At 56.2% G+C, this 18190-nt stretch carries 15 protein-coding genes; 6 read left to right on the top strand and 9 right to left on the bottom strand.

The annotated features are described in order from the left end of the window. Nucleotides 1-135: 135 nt before the first annotated feature. From J8X26_RS18715 to atzF, 9 genes are all read right to left on the bottom strand, one after another. Complete coding sequence (locus J8X26_RS18715; RefSeq protein WP_208951598.1) at nucleotides 136-516, bottom strand: hypothetical protein; 381 nt, start codon at nucleotides 514-516, stop codon at nucleotides 136-138. Nucleotides 517-600: 84 nt separating this feature from the next. After that, nucleotides 601-1299, bottom strand: a complete 699-nt coding sequence (gene urtE, locus J8X26_RS18710; protein ID WP_165060759.1) for an urea ABC transporter ATP-binding subunit UrtE — start codon at nucleotides 1297-1299, stop codon at nucleotides 601-603. 11 nt (nucleotides 1300-1310) lie between these two features. Continuing rightward, a complete protein-coding gene (gene urtD / locus J8X26_RS18705; protein ID WP_208951600.1) occupies nucleotides 1311-2108 on the bottom strand; it encodes an urea ABC transporter ATP-binding protein UrtD in 798 nt (265 codons plus the stop codon). 8 nt (nucleotides 2109-2116) lie between these two features. Next, entirely contained in the window at nucleotides 2117-3190 is a 1074-nt protein-coding gene (gene urtC, locus J8X26_RS18700) for an urea ABC transporter permease subunit UrtC (RefSeq protein ID WP_208951597.1), read from the bottom strand. Continuing rightward, nucleotides 3190-4758: an urea ABC transporter permease subunit UrtB gene (gene urtB / locus J8X26_RS18695; protein WP_152323676.1), complete on the bottom strand. Its 1569-nt coding sequence runs from the start codon at nucleotides 4756-4758 to the stop codon at nucleotides 3190-3192. Before urtB ends, urtC begins: the two co-directional genes overlap by 1 nt. A gap of 176 nt (nucleotides 4759-4934) precedes the next feature. After that, complete coding sequence (gene urtA / locus J8X26_RS18690; RefSeq protein ID WP_208951596.1) at nucleotides 4935-6203, bottom strand: urea ABC transporter substrate-binding protein; 1269 nt, start codon at nucleotides 6201-6203, stop codon at nucleotides 4935-4937. A gap of 68 nt (nucleotides 6204-6271) precedes the next feature. Continuing rightward, a complete protein-coding gene (locus J8X26_RS18685) occupies nucleotides 6272-6994 on the bottom strand; it encodes a GntR family transcriptional regulator (protein WP_208951595.1) in 723 nt (240 codons plus the stop codon). 26 nt (nucleotides 6995-7020) lie between these two features. Next, entirely contained in the window at nucleotides 7021-10653 is a 3633-nt protein-coding gene (gene uca / locus J8X26_RS18680; RefSeq protein WP_208951594.1) for an urea carboxylase, read from the bottom strand. A 10-nt stretch (nucleotides 10654-10663) separates the two neighbouring features. Then, complete coding sequence (gene atzF, locus J8X26_RS18675; RefSeq protein ID WP_208951593.1) at nucleotides 10664-12514, bottom strand: allophanate hydrolase; 1851 nt, start codon at nucleotides 12512-12514, stop codon at nucleotides 10664-10666. A 268-nt stretch (nucleotides 12515-12782) separates the two neighbouring features. Here atzF and J8X26_RS18670 point away from each other — a divergent pair, with 268 nt between their 5' ends. The 6 genes from J8X26_RS18670 to eptB all read left to right on the top strand — a co-directional run bounded on the left by J8X26_RS18670 (nucleotide 12783) and on the right by eptB (nucleotide 18019). Further along, on the top strand, nucleotides 12783-13244 hold the full coding sequence (locus tag J8X26_RS18670; RefSeq protein WP_208951592.1) for a hypothetical protein: 462 nt from the start codon (nucleotides 12783-12785) through the stop codon (nucleotides 13242-13244). 3 nt (nucleotides 13245-13247) lie between these two features. Then, on the top strand, nucleotides 13248-13541 hold the full coding sequence (locus J8X26_RS18665; RefSeq protein ID WP_152323670.1) for a type II toxin-antitoxin system RelE/ParE family toxin: 294 nt from the start codon (nucleotides 13248-13250) through the stop codon (nucleotides 13539-13541). Next, nucleotides 13541-14986, top strand: coding sequence for a carboxylesterase (locus J8X26_RS18660; RefSeq protein WP_208951599.1), 1446 nt, complete (start codon nucleotides 13541-13543; stop codon nucleotides 14984-14986). The genes J8X26_RS18665 and J8X26_RS18660 overlap by 1 nt, the downstream gene beginning before the upstream one ends. Before the next feature lie 66 nt (nucleotides 14987-15052). Beyond that, a complete protein-coding gene (locus J8X26_RS18655) occupies nucleotides 15053-15517 on the top strand; it encodes a MarR family winged helix-turn-helix transcriptional regulator (protein WP_374101291.1) in 465 nt (154 codons plus the stop codon). Nucleotides 15518-15652: 135 nt separating this feature from the next. Next, nucleotides 15653-16075 (top strand): organic hydroperoxide resistance protein, encoded by a 423-nt coding sequence (locus tag J8X26_RS18650; protein ID WP_208951590.1) that lies wholly within the window; start codon nucleotides 15653-15655, stop codon nucleotides 16073-16075. A 264-nt stretch (nucleotides 16076-16339) separates the two neighbouring features. Beyond that, nucleotides 16340-18019, top strand: coding sequence for a kdo(2)-lipid A phosphoethanolamine 7''-transferase (eptB, locus tag J8X26_RS18645; RefSeq protein ID WP_208951589.1), 1680 nt, complete (start codon nucleotides 16340-16342; stop codon nucleotides 18017-18019). Nucleotides 18020-18190 lie beyond the last annotated feature (171 nt).

Here is an 18190-nt window from a genome sequence, read left to right as displayed (position 1 = left end):
GCGTAAGGATTGCCTGAGAAAGTCAGCGACGAGGGGAGCTTTTATCTAAATCCGATTTATTCAACAAAGCCGGTTTCGACCTGACGTTGAAGTGTTAAAAGCCGCGTAAGTCGCGGCTTTTTTTGTGTCTGTTAATCACTCTACCGGTGAAGTCGGCAGACGCACGATGTCCTGATTTTCATTGCCCATCCAGTAAACGCCTTCCTTCGCCCAGAAGGGCCCTTCGATAAAGTCGAGCAGGTCAGAATACTCCTCGTAAAACTGCTTGCCGTCGCGGTTGTACACGCGCATATAACCGGAATAATGACCGCCATCGCCCGGCATGGTCATGCGCGGGATAAATTCGAAAGTCCGGTACTCACGCACCACATACTGCTTGTTCGGGCTCCACTGCTCGGAGACGAGTTTTCCCTGCTTCCACCACTGATAGCCTGCTGTCATCAGCGCGAGCAGTACCGCCAGCATTACCCAGCGCTTGCGCTGACGCACCAGGGCTTCCTGACTTTTGATTTTCATACTTAGTATTCTTTTCAGCGGATTCGAAAATAGCTGTCAATGTGGCTGAAAAGTATCAGCTTGTCTTGAAAAAGTGTGTATCGGCTAAATCGCCACCAGCCCCCGCACGCCTTCCGCCTCCATTTCTTCTCCGCGTCCCCGTTTAACAATGCTGCCGCGCGACATCACCAGATAGCTGTCGGCGAGTTCGGCGGCAAAATCGTAGAATTGTTCTACCAGCAGAATGGCCATGTCGCCGCGGGCGGCGAGTTGTTTAATGACGGCACCGATTTCCTTAATCACTGACGGCTGAATGCCTTCGGTGGGTTCGTCGAGGATCAGGAGAGTCGGTTTGCAGGCCAGCGCACGGCCAATCGCCAGCTGCTGTTGCTGACCACCCGACAAATCCCCGCCGCGACGATGTTTCATTTCCAGCAGGATCGGGAACAGGTGATAGATTTCATCCGGCACCTGCTTTGCCCGGCTGCCGGAAAAACGCGACAGGCCCATCAGCAGATTTTCTTCGACGGTCAGGCGCGGAAAAATTTCGCGTCCCTGCGGGACGTAGGCAATGCCCGCCTGCACGCGCTGGTGCGGCTTGCGGGCATTGATCACCTGATCCTGCCAGCTGATGGTGCCGGATTTCGCCGGGATCAGCCCCATCAGGCATTTGAGCAACGTCGTTTTGCCGACGCCGTTTCGCCCGAGCAGACACGTCACTTCGCCGATTTTTGCCTCAAAAGACAGACCGCGCAGAATGTGGCTGCCGCCGTAAAACTGATTCAGTTCATTTACCTGCAACATAATGCGATTCCTCAGCGCCCTAAATACACGTCGATAACCTGCTCGTTGGCCTGTACGTCACGCAGTGAACCTTCGGCCAGAACCTGTCCCTGATGCAGCACCGTCACGTGATCCGCAATGGTTTCTACAAAACCCATATCGTGCTCAACCACCATCAGAGAATGTTTGCCCGCCAGCTGCTTAAACAGCTCGGCGGTGTATTCGGTTTCGGCATCGGTCATGCCCGCCGCCGGTTCGTCGAGCAGCAACAAATGCGGCTCCTGTACCAGCAACATACCGATTTCCAGAAACTGTTTCTGACCGTGAGAAAGCAGGCCGGCAGGACGATGACGTTCCGCCGTGAGGCGCAGCGTCCCAAGCATTTCATCAATGCGGTCGCGCTGTTCGCTGTTCATTTTTGCGCGCAGGCACGCCCATACTGACTTATTGGTTTTCTGCGCGATTTCCAGATTTTCGAATACCGTCAGCGCTTCAAACACCGTCGGTTTCTGGAATTTTCGCCCGATACCGGACTGTGCGATGCGCACGGGATCCAGCTTTGTCAGATCGGTGCGCTGATCGTAAAAAACGCGTCCGCTTTGCGGTTTGGTTTTGCCGGTGATCACGTCCATCAGCGTGGTTTTCCCCGCGCCGTTAGGGCCTATCACGCAACGTAACTCGCCGACGCCGATGTTCAGCGACAAATTGGTCAGCGCTTTAAAACCGTCAAAACTGACGTTGATGTTTTCCAGCTGCAAAATCGGATCGGTCTGCTCGCGGTGCCTGTCCGCCAGATGCGGTTGGGTAAAAAGGTCTTCAGTCATGGTCATCGGGCTCATCAGGATTTCCTTTTGCGCAGCAGGCCAATCACGCCTTGTGGCAGGAACAGCGTCACCAGAATAAACATGCCGCCGAGAACAAACTGCCAGTATTCGGGAATGGCGACGGTGAACCAGCTTTTCGCGCCGTTGACGATGCCTGCACCGATAACCGGACCGATCAGCGTACCGCGTCCGCCGAGTGCCACCCAGATGGCGGCTTCGATGGAGTTGGTTGGCGACATTTCGCCCGGATTAATGATCCCGACCTGCGGTACGTACAGCGCGCCCGCCAGGCCGCACAGCATGGCGGAAATCGTCCAGACGAACAGCTTGAAACCTTTCGGATCGTAGCCGCAGAAAATCAGCCGGTTTTCGGCGTCGCGTACTGCCGTCAGCACGCGGCCATATTTGCTTCTCGCCAGCGCAAAACCCAGCGCGAGGCTGGCGACCAGCACCAAAACCGTCGCCAGAAATAATCCCACGCGCGTGCCGGTAGCCGTGACCGGAAAGCCGAGCAGGGTGGTGAAACCGGTGAAACCGTTGTTGCCGCCGAAGCCGGTTTCATTGCGGAAAAACAACAACATACCGGCATAGGTCAGCGCCTGCGTCATGATGGAAAAATACACGCCTTTGATTTTTGAGCGGAAGGCGAAATAGCCGAACACAAATGCCAGCGCGCCTGGCACCAGTACAATCAGGCACAGCGCCCAGGCAAAATGCTGCGTGCCCGCCCAGAACCACGGCAGCTCGGTCCACGACAGAAACGACATAAAGTCCGGCAGCCCGCTGCCTGCGGCCTGTCGCATCAGATACATGCCCATCGCATATCCGCCGAGCGCGAAAAAAAGCCCGTGACCGAGTGACAGCAAACCGGCGTAGCCCCACACCAGATCGAGTGCGATCGCGACGATCGCGTAACAGAGGATCTTACCGGCCAGCGTCAGCGTGTAAGTGGAGATCGCCAGCGGACTGGTGGCGGGCAGCAGCGCCAGAAACGGCATCACAATCAGGAGGATGAGCACCAGCGTGCCCACAGAAATTGCAATCTTCGGTGCTTTTTGTACGCCGGTAATCGTCAGCGGCTGGCTCATCAGTCAATCACCCTGCCTTTAAAGGCGAAGAGTCCCTGCGGACGTTTCTGGATAAACAGGATTATCAGCGCGAGGATCAGGATTTTGCCCAGTACCGCGCCGATTTCCGGCTCAAGAATTTTGTTCACAATGCCCAGACCAAAGGCTGCCACCACGGTGCCTGCCAGTTGTCCGACGCCGCCGAGCACCACGACTAAAAAGGAATCGATGATGTAGCCCTGACCAAGTTCCGGGCCGACGTTGCTCAGCTGCGACAGCGCGACGCCACCCAGACCGGCGATCCCGGAACCGAGGCCGAACGCCAGCATATCGACGCGTCCCGTCGGCACGCCGCAGCAGGCCGCCATCGCACGGTTTTGCGTGACGGCGCGCACGTTCATGCCGAGCCGCGTTTTGTTGAGCAGCAGCCAGGTCAGACCGAGGACCAGCATGACGAAGATGATCACCGCGATGCGGTTGTATGGCAGCACCAGGTTGGGCAGCAGCTGAATGCCCCCGGACAACCAGCCGGGGTTCGCCACTTCCACGTTCTGCGCGCCAAACAGCACGCGCACGCCCTGGATAAGGATCAGGCTGATGCCCCACGTCGCCAGCAGGGTTTCCAGCGGACGACCGTATAAATGACGGATAACGGTGCGCTCCAGCGCCATGCCAATTCCGGCAGTAATAAAAAACGCCACCGGCAGCGCCACCAGCGGATACAGCGCCAGCAGCCCCGGCGCGTAGTGCTGAAACAGCGACTGCACCATGTACGTGGAGTAAGAACCGAGCATTAACATTTCGCCATGCGCCATATTGATCACGCCCAGCAAACCGTAAGTGATCGCCAGTCCCAGCGCGGCCAGCAGCAGAATTGAGCCAAGTGATAAACCGGTAAAAGCCTGACCGAGTAAATCGCCGATCATCAGGCGATGCTGCACGGCTTTCAGACTGGTCAGTGCGGCATTGCGCACGGTGGCATCAGGCTCCGTTTTCGGGTCAGTCAGACTTTGCAGGCGGCCTTGTGTATCCGGATCGCCCGAGGTGCCGAGCAGTTCAACGGCTTTCAGGCGCACCTGCGGGCTGGCATCGGCCAGCTGTAAATTCGCCAGCGCGATGGAAAGGGCATCGTGAACCGTGCGGTCTTTTTCCAGCTCAAGACGACGCGTCAGCAGCGGCAACTGATCGGCCTGCGCTTCGCGCTGTAAGGCTCTGGCCGCCTGTAAACGGACGGTGCTGTCAGTGCTCACCAGACGATGTGCGGAAAGGGCATTGGCAATCAGAATGCGCAGGCGGTTGTTCAGCCAGACTTTTTTTGTATCGCCCTGTGGTTTGACGTCGCCCTCCAGCGGTGTCAGCCGGTCGCCGTTCTGGATGAATGCATGTTTCGCTTCGTCGGTGACGACGTTTTCCTGCTTCAGCGCTTCGAGCAGCGGCAGCCTTTCCGGCTGCGGATCCGCCGCCCATTGCTGTAATAACGTGGCCTGCTGACTGCGGCTGGCGGCAGCAAAGTCATTCGCCGCACCCGCCTCGGCCAGCAAAGGAAGGCAACAAAGCAGGAAAAGCAGTGATCGGATGAGGATTCTCATAATGTTCTCGCCGCATAAAGTGGATGCTGGTTTGCTCCTCCCCCTGCGAAGGGGGAGGCGGGGAGGGGGTTTTGCAAACAACACTGTCGCCATTAATACCCCACCCCAACCCTCCCCTTCGCAGGGGAGGGAGCTGACCGGTTTATCCTTCCACTCCTTCATTCGAAGGAGCTTGATCAGTGAGCCGTTTTCACCGGGGTATCTGGCTTTTTGTCGTTACCCGCGATGTACGGGCTCCACGGCTGGGCGCGGATCGGTTTGTCGGTCTGCCAGACCACGTTGAACTGACCGTTGGATTCGATTTCGCCGATCATCACCGGTTTGTGCAGGTGATGGTTGGTTTTATCCATGGTCAGCGTGAAACCAGACGGTGCGGCGAAGGTCTGTCCGGCCATCGCGGCACGGACTTTATCCACGTCCGTCGTCCCGGCTTTTTCCACCGCCTGCGCCCACATATGGATGCCGACATAGGTGGCTTCCATCGGGTCGTTGGTCACCGCAGTACCGGCGTTTGGCAGGTTGTGCGCTTTGGCGTACGCCTTCCATTCGGCAACGAATTTCTTGTTGGTTGGATTATCGACGGACTGGAAGTAGTTCCACGCCGCGAGGTCACCGACCAGCGGTTTGGTGTCGATGCCGCGCAGTTCTTCTTCGCCGACGGAGAATGCCACCACCGGTACGTCGGTGGCTTTCACGCCCTGATTGGCCAGCTCTTTATAGAACGGCACGTTGGAGTCTCCGTTAATAGTGGAGATCACGGCGGTTTTACCGCCTGCGGAGAATTTTTTAATGTTGGACACGATGGTCTGGTAATCGCTGTAACCGAACGGCGTATAGACTTCTTCGATATCGCTGTCTTTCACGCCTTTGGAATGCAGGAAGGCGCGCAGGATTTTGTTGGTGGTGCGCGGATACACGTAGTCGGTGCCGAGCAGGAAGAAGCGTTTAGCGGCGCCGCCGTCTTCACTCATCAGATATTCCACCGCCGGAATGGCCTGCTGGTTAGGCGCGGCGCCGGTGTAGAACACATTTGGCGACATCTCTTCACCTTCGTATTGCACCGGATAGAACAGCAGGCCGTTCAGCTCTTCAAACACCGGCAGCACGGATTTGCGCGACACCGACGTCCAGCAGCCGAACACCACCGCGACTTTATCCTGTGTCAGCAACTGGCGGGCTTTTTCAGCGAACAGCGGCCAGTTAGACGCCGGATCGACCACCACCGGCTCCAGCTTTTTGCCGAGCACGCCGCCGTGCGCGTTGATATCGTCAATGGTCATCAGCGCCACGTCTTTCAGCGGCGTTTCGGAGATAGCCATGGTGCCGGAAAGCGAATGCATGATACCGACTTTGATGGTGTCGGCAGCCTGTGCGCTCCAGGCTAAACCCATGCTGACTACGGTGGCGGAAAGAGCAAAGGCTTTAATAAAACGTCGACGTTGCATAGATGTACCCTCTGGAAAAAGTTAAGAGAACGCTGTTATGTAGGAAGTCGAAAAAACATTTAAAAAAGTCATGACGGGTTGCCCTCGTCACTCTCCGCCCGCGCCCGGTGCAGCATATGCAGGGTAATTTTGCGCACCTCGGCTTTACTGACGGCAATATGGTCGTGTAACTGGCGCTGTGCCTCCTCAGTCTGTTGTTGGATGATGGCGAGCAAAATGCCCGCGTGTTCTTTATAGGTAGCGTTGACGCGCTCACCTTTGGTGAAATCCAGACGCCGGATGATGCGGATTTTCTCCGTCAGTTCGCGGTGGATACGCGCCATTTCGGCGTTACCCGCCGCCGCCACCAGCGTCATATGAAACTCTTCGTCATAACGCGAAACCCGCTGGCCGTCTTCGAGCTGCGGTTGGTCAATCCAGAACGCTTTCAGTTCGGCCAGTTGTAACGGCTGCAATGACGGCGACAGCGCGCACAGACGTTTCACCGCTTCCAGTTCCAGTACGATGCGCAGATCGTAAAGCTGCTCGAAAAAGTCGAAATCGAACGGACGAACCTGCCAGCCGCTGCGGAAAAACACTTCGACATAACCTTCGTGTTCCAGCCAGAACAGCGCCTGACGCACCGGCGTGCGGCTGACTTCCATCCGGTCAGCGATGTCGTTTTCGCTGAACCGGTCACCCGGCAGCAGGCGGAAGCTGAAAATGTCGTCTTTCAGTTGCTGATAAATACGTTCTGCCAGCCCTTCCGGACGGCTTTTACTGCGTGAAGATTTAGAGCCCGTCAGTTGCATGAAATATTCCCTGTTTGTCGGTAGCGTTAAACGGCTGCGTCCAGCCACAGCAAGGCATCACCCGGACCGACCGGACGACCCTGCTGGCAACTGATTTTCAGAACGATGCCGGCGCACGGCGCGGTAACCGACAGTTCCATTTTCATGGCTTCGACAACGATCAGTGGCTGGCCTTCTTCGACCTGCTGACCCGGCTCGACCAGGATTTTCCAGACGTTTCCGTTCAGGTCGGCGCTGACGAGATGCCCGTCCTGATCCGCATCGTCCTCCACTAACTGCACGGCGTTGGCGGCGGCTTCCACGGCGGCGCCTTCCGCTTCGTGCCAGTGCGCCACTTCGCGGGTAAAGGCTCGGGCCTGTTTCTCGCGAAAAACAGCAATATCGGAGGCGTTGTCGGCGAGAAATTGCGTATATTGCGCAAAGTCGAATTCGGTCTCTTCGATACGAACTTGTGCGCGGCCTTCGCGGAACGCATCGCGCTGAATGTCCAGTTCGGCTTCACTGACCTCGTAGAAACGCACCTGATCGAAAAAGTGCAGCAGCCACGGTTCGCCGTTTTTAAACTGTTCATTTTTCAGGAACTTGTTCCAGATAGGTAACGTGCGGCCCACCAGCTGATAACCGCCCGGCGAATCCATGCCATAAATGCACATGTACATGCCGCCGATACCGACCGTGCCTTCGGCGGTAAAAGTACGCGCCGGGTTGTATTTGGAACTGAGCAGACGATGACGCGGATCGACCGGCACTGCGCAGGGCGCACCGAGATACACATCGCCCAGCCCGAGGATCAGATAGCTGGCGTCGAAAATGATGTTTTTCACTTCGTCGCGGCTCGCCAGCCCGTTGGTGCGCTGGATAAAATCGACGTTATTCGGCAGCCAGGGTGCGCCGGCACGCACGGTTTGCTGATAACGTTCAACTGCGCCGAGTGTGGCGGAATCTTCAAAGGCCATCGGCATATGCACGATGCGGGTCGGGATTTTGAGCTGGCTGACATCAGGCAGATTGCGCTCCAGCGTCAGTAAATGTTGCAGCAGCGCCGTCTGATGCAGCACGCCACTGTCATAGCGGATTTGCAGCGAACGCACGCCCGGCGACAGTTCTTCAATGCCCTGCTGTCCGGCGGCTTTGATGGCGTTCATCAGCAGGTAGATGCGCATACGCACCGCCAGATCCAGCACGTTATCTCCGTACTCAATCAGCACGTAGCCGTCGCCCGCCTGACGGTATTCCACCGAAGGCCGGTCGGCTGTCGCAGGAAGCGCCGCAAGTATCGTGGCAGAAGCAGTGGTATCGGGCAGCAGCGACGGCACCGGCAGCGCCATCGCGTTGACAGGCATCAGCGAATCAATCGTGCCCTGCTGCGCCAGTTCAAGTGCCTGGGCCTGTTCAAAACTGATCGGATGGAACCGGATTTTATCGCCCGGTTTCACCTGTCCGACTTTCCATAATTCGGCCTTAGCGATGGTCACCGGACAAACAAAACCGCCGAGACTTGGCCCGTCGCGGGTCAGAATGACCGGGAAATCGCCGGTGAAGTTGATTGCACCAATGGCGTATTCACAGTCATGCACGTTCGACGGATGCAGACCGGCTTCGCCACCGTCCTGCCGCGCCCATTGCGGTTTCGGGCCGAGCAGCCGCACGCCGAGGCGGTTGGAGTTGTAATGCACCTGCCATTCGGATTCGAAGAAGGTGTCGATGGATGCTTTGGTGAAGAAATCCGGTGCGCCGTGCGGCCCGTAAAGCACGCCGATATTCCAGATATCGCCGTAAGGCGACACGATATTTTCGGCAGCGGCCTGCGGTAAACCGACCGGTGCGGGCGTGGTGCAGGCCGCGAGTTCCGGCTGAGAAACGGTCAGCATATCGGCGACGCGCAGCGTGCGACCGGCATGGCCGCCAAACTGCCCGAGCGCAAAGGTCGAGCGGCTGCCGAGATACACCGGCACATCAAATCCGTTACGTACCGCCAGATAGGTGCGGCACCCCTGCGTGGCGCGGCCCAGCGTCAGCGTCTGACCGGCTTTTACGTTCACCGGCTGCCAGTAAGAAACCGGCTCGCCAGCAATATTTGCCGGACAACGTGCGCCGGTCAGGGCGATAATTGCGTCACAATGAAAACGCAGCACCGGCCCCTGTAATGTGAATTCCAGACCGGCAGCATCAGGATGATTACCGACAATGCGGTTGGCGAGACGGAAGGCAAAATCGTCCATCGGGCCGGAAGGGGGGACGCCGATATCCCAGTAACCGAGGCGTCCCGGATAATCCTGCACGCTGCTGTACGTGCCGGGCGCAATGACTTCGACGGCGTTTGGCGCGTAAGCAAAACTGTCGAGCATCCGCGTCCACATTTGGGCGTCGCGGAACACCTGAGTGGCGACCACCTGGCGCAGATAATCAATGTTGGTGGCGATACCATGCAGACGTGTAGCAGCAAGCGCGGCAGACATTTTCGCCAGCGCGTCCTGACGGTCGGTGCCGTGAACAATCAGTTTGGCGATCATCGGGTCGTAAAATGCGGAGACTTCGCTGCCGGTAGAAACCCAGCCGTCAACGCGCACATCTTCGGGGAAAAACACTTCGGTCAGCACGCCCGGACTTGGCTGGAAATTCTTCAGCGGATCTTCGGCATAAATTCGCACTTCCATCGACGCGCCCTGCGGGGTTTTTTCCATCGCAGGCCAGTCGGGCGGCTCGTCTGCGGCGACTTTCAGCATGCAGCTGATGAGATCTAAACCGGTGACCATTTCGGTGACCGGATGCTCAACCTGCAAACGGGTATTCACTTCGAGGAAATAAAATTCGTCGCGTTCGGCGTCATAGATAAATTCAACGGTTCCGGCGCTGCGGTAATTCACCGATTTACCCAGCTGCACGGCGGCGCGGTGCAGGGCTTCGCGGCTGGCCTGCGGCAGATTCGGCGCAGGCGTTTCTTCCACGACTTTCTGATTGCGGCGCTGCAACGAACAGTCGCGTTCGCCGAGCGCCACCACGCGGCCTTTGCCGTCGCCAAAAATCTGTACTTCAACGTGACGGGCGCGATCGACAAAGCGTTCCAGAAACACTCCGGCGTCGCGGAAAAATTGCTCGCCGAGACGCTTCACGCTGTCCCACGCGGCGCGTAATGCGTCTTCATTGTCGCAGCGCGTCAGGCCAATGCCCCCGCCGCCTGCGGTGCTTTTCAGCATGACCGGATAGCCAATTTTTGCGGCAGCTTTTACCGCATCTTCAAGGCTGGCGAGCAAACCGGTGCCCGGCGTCATGGGCACATTCGCGGCGCCGGCTAATTCACGGGCGCGGTGCTTGAGACCAAACTCGCGGATTTGTCCGGCAGTGGGCCCGATAAACACAATGCCCGCGGCTTCGCAGGCGTCGGCGAATTCGGCGCTTTCGGATAAAAATCCGTATCCCGGATAAATCGCCTGTGCGCCGGTTTCCTTCGCGGCGGCGAGAATTTTGTCGATCATCAGGTAGCTTTCGCTGGCCTTTTCACCGCCCAGCGCAATGGCGATATCCGACTGCGTGACGTGTGGCGCATTCCGGTCAGCGTCGGAATAAACGGCCACGCTGGTGACGCCCAGACGTTTCAGCGTGCGGATGGCGCGGCAGGCGATTTCGCCACGGTTAGCAATTAAAACGGTGTTAAACATATGCGCGCCCTCAGCTTTTAACCGGTGATGAATTCAGGCTCTGGATGTAACTTCTCCAGCCGCCAGACGCCGTAATATCGGTGGCTTCGCCAATCGCCCACGGCTCGCAGATAAAACCTTTTACGATGCGTCCATCGGCCAGTTCGAGCGATCCGATACCGAGCGGTGCCGGGATTTCGGCGACGAATTCTCCAAAACGTGCCAGCGGGATATCCCACAATTCGACGATAATCGCGCTGCCGCTTTCAGCCCGTACCAGTCCTGGCTTCGGCGGCGTAGTGTTGGCGAGGGCGTAAAGTTTGTAGGTGGCGGCGGTGGTCGTTTGTTCGACCCGAACGGCGTTCCGGCTGGTGAGCTGGAAATTGAGCGGCATACCGGTCAGATGTGCGCCGACCACGGCGACGCGCACGCTGGCGGCACTGACCGGCGCGGGAGTCATGAATTCTTCGGGCTTCATCGCAAGGCCTGTTGCGCCAAGGGGAAGGCTCAGGCTGCGCTGCCACTGACGGCCAAAACTGGCCAGCGCATCGTCGTGCCAGGCGGGAGCGATCAGCGTGATACCGGCGGGCAGACCGTCTGCCCGCAGACCGGAGGGCAGCGCCAGCGCGGATAAATCCGCCAGATTAGTGAAGTTAGTGTAAATACCGAACTGCGAGTTATAGAGCACCGGCTCCTGCCCCATTTCTGCCTGGGTGCGGATGGTCGGGGAGGTCGGCACAACCAGCGCATCAAACCCTTCCAGCACCTGATTGATTTTGCGTGAGAGCTCAGCGCGCAAATATTCCGCCCGCCATGCATCGCACGCGCTGTAGTTCAGGCCGCTGGCGACAATTTCCCGTACTACCGGGTCCATCACTTCCGGGCTATCTTCGAAAATCTTACCGACAGCGACGGTGCGTTCCGCCACCCATGCGCCGTAATACAGTTGCTCCGCCAGTTCACGAAACGGCGTGAAATCAATCATTTCCAGCGTCACGCCATTATGGCGCAGGCGATCGAGTGCTTCGCTGAACGCTGCCTGTGCCAGTTCATCACCAAAAAATTCCACGCGATCGGGGATAGCGATGCGCGGCCGGGCGGAAAACGCCACCGGCGCGGTATGGGGATTTTTCCGTGAATAAGCATCGGCGGCATCATATCCGCCTGCGGCGTGGGCGACGGTTTGAGCATCGCCCACGGTGAGAGCGAAAATCGAGACGGCATCGTTCAGACGGCAGGCCGGAACCACGCCGGTATTCGACAGCCAGCCTTTGGTCGGTTTCAGTCCGACGACATTATTAAAGCCTGCCGGAACGCGCCCGGAACCGGCGGTGTCGGTGCCCAGTGAAAACGCCACCAGACCACGTGCCAGAACGGAGGCTGAACCGGAACTGGAACCGCCGCTGACGTAATCCCGATTGAACGTATTGCGCACTGCGCCGTAAGGGGAGCGCGTGCCGACCAGTCCGGTGGCGAACTGATCGAGATTGGTTTTGCCGACCACCACCGCGCCTCTGGCCTTCAGATTGGCGATAACCTTGGCATCCGCTTCTGCGGTGTAGGCAAATGCCGGACAGGCCGCCGTCGTCGGCCAGCCGGCGATATCCATATTGTCTTTGACGGCGAACGGCACGCCAAACAATGGCAGGGTGCTCAGCGAGCCTTCGGCCTGAGCGAGAAGGGTTTCCAGACGAATGATTTGCGCTTCAAGCTGCTCTGCTGTGGCGAGATAAATCCAGGCATTGTCGGCCTTACTCAGGCTTCCCAGAACCAGAGAAAGCGTGGTGCGCAGGCTGTCCGGCGCACTGCGATAATGCTGCTGCCATTCCCGAAGGGTAAAACCACGATACGGTGATGCGACGGTGTCTGAAGCTGAAAGCATTTTGGAATCCCATCTGGTATACAAGATTGAATTCATCTAAGCAAAGCCTGTGCCAGATTATTAACCTTTGAATTTATTAAGTTTAATTGTTGTCGCATGACCGCATCGTCTATTTGTTGCACCATGGCCGGAATGCAACTGAACAAAAATGGGGCGAAAATTTGCGCGATGCCTCGCATCGAAAAGATAAACGTAGCTCGTGAGTGGTGTCGGTATATAGTTGTATGAACAGATGATTTATTATTGTTTGCAGAGAGGCTGCAGGGTTATGTCTAAGGAAACGATCGACCATTCCACATTAATTTGTCTGGCAGAAGCTGGCGCCGTCAGCCGGTTAAAGGTGGTCGCGCAACAGGGAGGATGGGTAATCATGATCACATACGGCGAGCATCAGCGCACACTTATCGCCCAGCGCAGTGGCAAGGTTCGGGTTTTCAAACGCTTTGACACCGTGGCGGCTTATTTGAAAGACATGGGAATAAAGCAGTTCGAAGTGGATATTACCGACTATGATCCTGAAGGTAGCGGTAAAGGAACGCGACCTGACCGGTCAGCCGCACTTAAACGCGCGCATGAAGCGGCGGCGATGGATGAAGCCACGTATGATCTCTGGTTTCGCGAGCGGGTTCAGGAATCATTAGATGATCCGCGCCCGGCAATTCCTCACGAAGAGGTGAAGGCGCAGTTTGCTGCCCGGAAAGCCGCGTTACTTAAGAAACAGGAAAAGTAACGGATGACCAAAATGCTGGTATGGAAACCCCATGCGCAGGAAGATCGCGGGTCTATATTCAGTTATGTCGCGCGTGAAAATCCTCAAGCTGCCATTGAACTTGATGATGACTTTGATGCCGCCGCTGAGCGCATTTTTCAGCGTCCCGCCATGTATGCCGCAGGGCGTGTTGCCAGCACGAGGGAATGTATAATCCGTGCTCATTTCAGAATGGTATATCGCATTACAGATACAGAAATTCAAATCGTCAGGCTTGTGCATACCGCTCAGCATTGGCCAGAGGAACTTCCGACTTGATACAACTTCGTCGTCTTTTTGAACGTCTGAAAAAACTGTTACTGGCGCTGATTCTGGTGATCATTACCCTTTTGGGTGTGCGGACTTATGACGCCTTACAGGGGCCGCCGCTTGAGCCGTGGCACAAGCTGGTGCCGGACGAACTGAGTGCCACGCAGCTCGATAAAAGCGACTGGGCGGCCTATCTGCGCGCCGAGCAGCAGGCGTTTGCAGAAGTGAAGCAGGAAGTGACGGACAAACTCGACAGGGAAGACCGCATCCCGCTGAACCGTTATTACGACCGCAGCCCGATTTATCCCGAACATTTTGCGCAGGACTGGAACCGGTCTTATGAGCTGATGCCCGATGGAAAACCGGTGGGGGCGGTGGTGCTGTTGCACGGTCTGACCGATTCGCCTTACAGCCTGCGGCATATTGCGCAGGATTATCGCCGTCGCGGATTTGTGGCGGTCGGTATCCGTTTGCCCGGCCATGGAACGGTGCCTGGCGGTCTGACCCGCGTGGACTGGGAACAGTGGCTCGCCGCGACAAGGCTGGCAATCCGTGAGGCACGGCGTGTAGCCGGACCGGATGTGCCGCTGCAACTGGTGGGCTTCTCAAACGGTGGCGCGCTTGCCATGAAATACACGCTGGATTCGCTAGATGATCCTGCGCTGGCGCGGCCTTCGCGCGTAGTATTGATTTCTCCGATGATTGGCGTAACGAGTTTTGCGCGCTTTGCCGGTTATGCGGGCTGGCCGGCGATTTTCCCGGCCTTTGCCAAAACCGCCTGGCTGAATCTGATGCCGGAATTTAATCCCTTCAAATACAATTCATTCCCGGTGAAAGCGGCGCGTCAGTCTTATCTGCTGACCCATGTTTTGCAGCAGCAGATCAGTAAAGACGCGGAGTCTGGTAAGCTGGCGCAACTGCCGCCGGTGCTGGCTTTTCAGTCGGTGGTCGATTCTACGGTCAGCGCCCGTGCAGTGGTGACGGCGCTGTTTAATCAGCTCCCTGCGAACGGCAGCCAACTGGTATTGTTTGATATAAACCGCAGTGCGTACGTCGGCCCGTTGCTGCGTCCGTCTTCAGAAACCGCGGCAGAGCGGCTGTTGCCTGCGCCGCCGCGCGCGTATCAGACGACAGTGATCACCAATGCTTCACCGGATGATGCGGCAACGGTGGCGAAAATCACGCTGGCGGGGCAGAACAGTGCGGCGGTCATGCCGCTCGGGCTGAATTATCCGTCGGAATTCTATTCGTTATCGCATGTGGCGCTGCCTTTCCCGACAGACGATTCACTTTACGGACGTAATCCGCAAGGCCCGGTACAGTTTGGAGTCCGGCTGGGAACACTGGCCGCACGGGGAGAGAGCGGCGCGCTGGTCGTGAGTATGGATCAGCTGATGCGTGTTTCCTCTAACCCGTTTTATCCGTATATGTTGCAGCGAATTGAAGGCTTCTGAACCGGCGGGTTTAGAAAAGGATAAAAAGCGCTTGCGATAATATCGTGCACTATATATATTGGCGGCATGAACATGACAACAGACACCGACTCAACCCAAAACGGCATGCTGCATCTGGATCAACAGATGTGCTTCGCGCTGTACTCCGCGAATCTGGCATTGCATAAGGTTTACCGTAAATTGCTCGGGCAGCTCGATCTCACTTACCCGCAATATCTGGTGATGTTGGTGCTCTGGCAGCGTGATAAAGTCACGGTGTCTGAAATCGGCGAAAAACTGTTTCTCGATTCGGCCACGTTAACGCCGCTGTTAAAGCGTCTGGAGACTGCCGGTTTGCTGATGCGTCAGCGGGCGAAAGCGGATGAGCGTCAGGTGATTATCTCCCTGACCGCCGAAGGCAGGGCGCTGCGCGAAAAAGCACAGGGCATTCCCGAAGCCATATTGTGTGCGACAGACTGTGAGGTCGGTGAAATTGTGGCGCTGAAGCAGCAGCTCGAAGTCTTACGGGCTAAGCTTCAGGATAAAGCGTAAGGGTCTGCTTTGCAGGAAGCATGTTAAACAGACGAGTCTGAAGGAACAACACAGACTCGTTTGATAGAATCTAATAAGTAGTGTGCTATTAAATAGTTTAATATTTTCTGGCTCTCAATGATTAAGGAACGAAATATGTCTATTGAAAAAGTTGTGTATCGTGCTCATGCCTCAGCCACCGGCGGTCGTGATGGTCGTGCGACTTCTGACGACGGCGTTCTTGACGTCAAACTGGGTGTTCCAAAAGAAATGGGCGGTATGGGCGGCGGCACCAACCCTGAGCAGTTGTTCGCAGCGGGCTATTCCGCCTGTTTCCTCGGTGCACTGAAAGCCGTTGCCGCTCAGGAAAAAATTAAGATCCCTGCGGATGCCAAAATTGAAGGCGCGGTAGGCATCGGCGCCATTCCAGGCGGTTACGGTATTGAAGTACAGCTGGATATCACCCTGCCGGGCCTTGAGCGCAGTGAAGCCGAAGCGCTGGTGGCGAAAGCCCATCAGGTCTGCCCGTACTCCAATGCAACCCGTGGCAACATCGACGTCACACTGAACGTAAAATAACGTTTTAGAATTAGCGCCTTCACCAGGGGCCGCTTTTCAGATATCCATAAAATAATAAAGTAATACCCGCAGGGAGGCTAAGGCCTCCTTTTTTTTAAGTAAAATTCCCTGCTTTTTCGCAAAGGGGTAAGACGCCATATAACGGCAGAAATATCCTGAAAGCCGCATAAAACCTCAATCTCAGCATATTCCGTGAACCAGTCTCTTTTAAACATGTCACAATGATTCGGAATTTTAAAAAACATACTGGATAAGTAACAATTCATGAATAGAGTGAAGACTCTATCGCAACAAAATATCTCTTTATTGTTAGCGATTTACATTGGCATTTTCCTGAATGTCTCCGTTTTCCAGCGTCGCTTTGCCGCTCTGGTCAATCATTTCACCTCCGCTGAACTGGTTCAGGCGGTCACCGAAGTGTGTGCCATCGTTTTGTTCACCTTTTTCGTTCTGCGTTTAATTTCGCTGGGGGGAAAACTGTTTTTCCGCGTTATAGCCTCGTTGCTGGTTCTGATTTCTGTCGCAGCCAGTTATTACATGGTGATGTTCAACGTCGTGATCGGGTACGGCATTGTGGTTTCGGTCATGACGACGGATATCGATCTCAGTAAGGAAATCATCGGGCTGCATCTGTTTATCTGGATGGCGCTGGTCAGTGCGGTGCCGCTGTTCATCATCTGGAAAAACAACCTGAGTCTGACATTGATCGAGCAGATGAAAACACCGGGGCAACGTGCGTTGCCCCTGCTTGTGCTACTGATGGCGGCGGCGCTGGTCTGGATCCCGCTGCGTACGCTCGATCATGCGCAGAGCGTGAATGAGAAAAAAACCAATATCGATTTGCCAAGCTACGGCGGCGTCGTCGCGCACTCGTATCTGCCTTCTAACTGGCTGGCCGCGCTGGGTTTATACGCCTATACGCAGGTTGATGAGAGTCAGGACGCGAGCAATTACTTTGATCCGGCGAAGAAATTTACCTATGTGCCGCCTGCCGATATCGACGATACCTATGTCGTGTTTATCATCGGTGAAACCACCCGCTGGGATCACTTAGGGATTCTGGGTTATGAGCGCGACACTACGCCGCGTCTGTCGAAAGAGAAAAACCTGGTGGCATTCCGCGGCACGTCATGCGATACGGCGACCAAACTGTCGCTGCGCTGTATGTTCGTGCGTGAGGGCGGAACGGCGGATAATCCGCAGCGTACCCTGAAAGAGCAGAATATTTTTGCCGTGATGAAGTCTCTGGGCTTTACGTCTGAACTGTTCGCGATGCAAAGCGAGCTGTGGTTCTACAATAATGCGGATACCAATAACTTCTCTTTCCGCGAAATTATTGCATCAGAGAAGCGCAACGACGGTAAACCGGTCGATGACATGCTGCTGGTGAATGAATTACAGGAATCGCTGAAGAACTATCCGAAAGGCAAACATCTGGTGATTCTGCATACCAAAGGCTCGCATTACATGTACTCCCAGCGTTATCCGCGCAGCTATGCCCGTTTTACCCCGGAATGTATGGGCAACACCTGTAGCAAAGCCGAGCTGATTAACGCCTTTGATAACAGCGTGTTGTATACCGACACCTTTATCGACAGCGTGATTGATCAGCTGCGCGATAAAAAAGCACTGGTGTTTTATGCTGCTGACCACGGTGAATCTATCGATGAAAACTCACACCTGCACGGCACGCCGCGCGAAATGGCGCCGCCGGAGCAGTTCCGGGTGCCGATGATGGTGTGGGCGTCCGACAGCTTCCTCGAACAGCCTGATCATAAACGGGCGTTTGAGCAGTTACAGGCACAGCAGCGAGTGGGCGCGAAGAAACGTCACGTTGAGCTGTTCGATTCGATTCTGGGCTGTCTGGGTTATACGTCGCCAGACGGCGGCATCAATCCGGCGAACAACTGGTGTGCAAAACCTCAGTCAGAACAGCAGTTGTAGGTCATTTTGGCGGCGTATCGGATAAAATCTGGTCAGTCAGTTCGGATGTCTGAAAAAGCCGTTGACGCTCTGAGGGGGTCGCAGTAAGATGCGCCCCATTCGGCGAGTAGCGCAGCTTGGTAGCGCAACTGGTTTGGGACCAGTGGGTCGGAGGTTCGAATCCTCTCTCGC

It is taken from the genome of Rahnella sp. ChDrAdgB13 (genome assembly GCF_017655185.1).
Classification (GTDB): domain Bacteria; phylum Pseudomonadota; class Gammaproteobacteria; order Enterobacterales; family Enterobacteriaceae; genus Rahnella; species Rahnella contaminans.
This window is presented reverse-complemented; position numbering and strand designations above follow the sequence as displayed.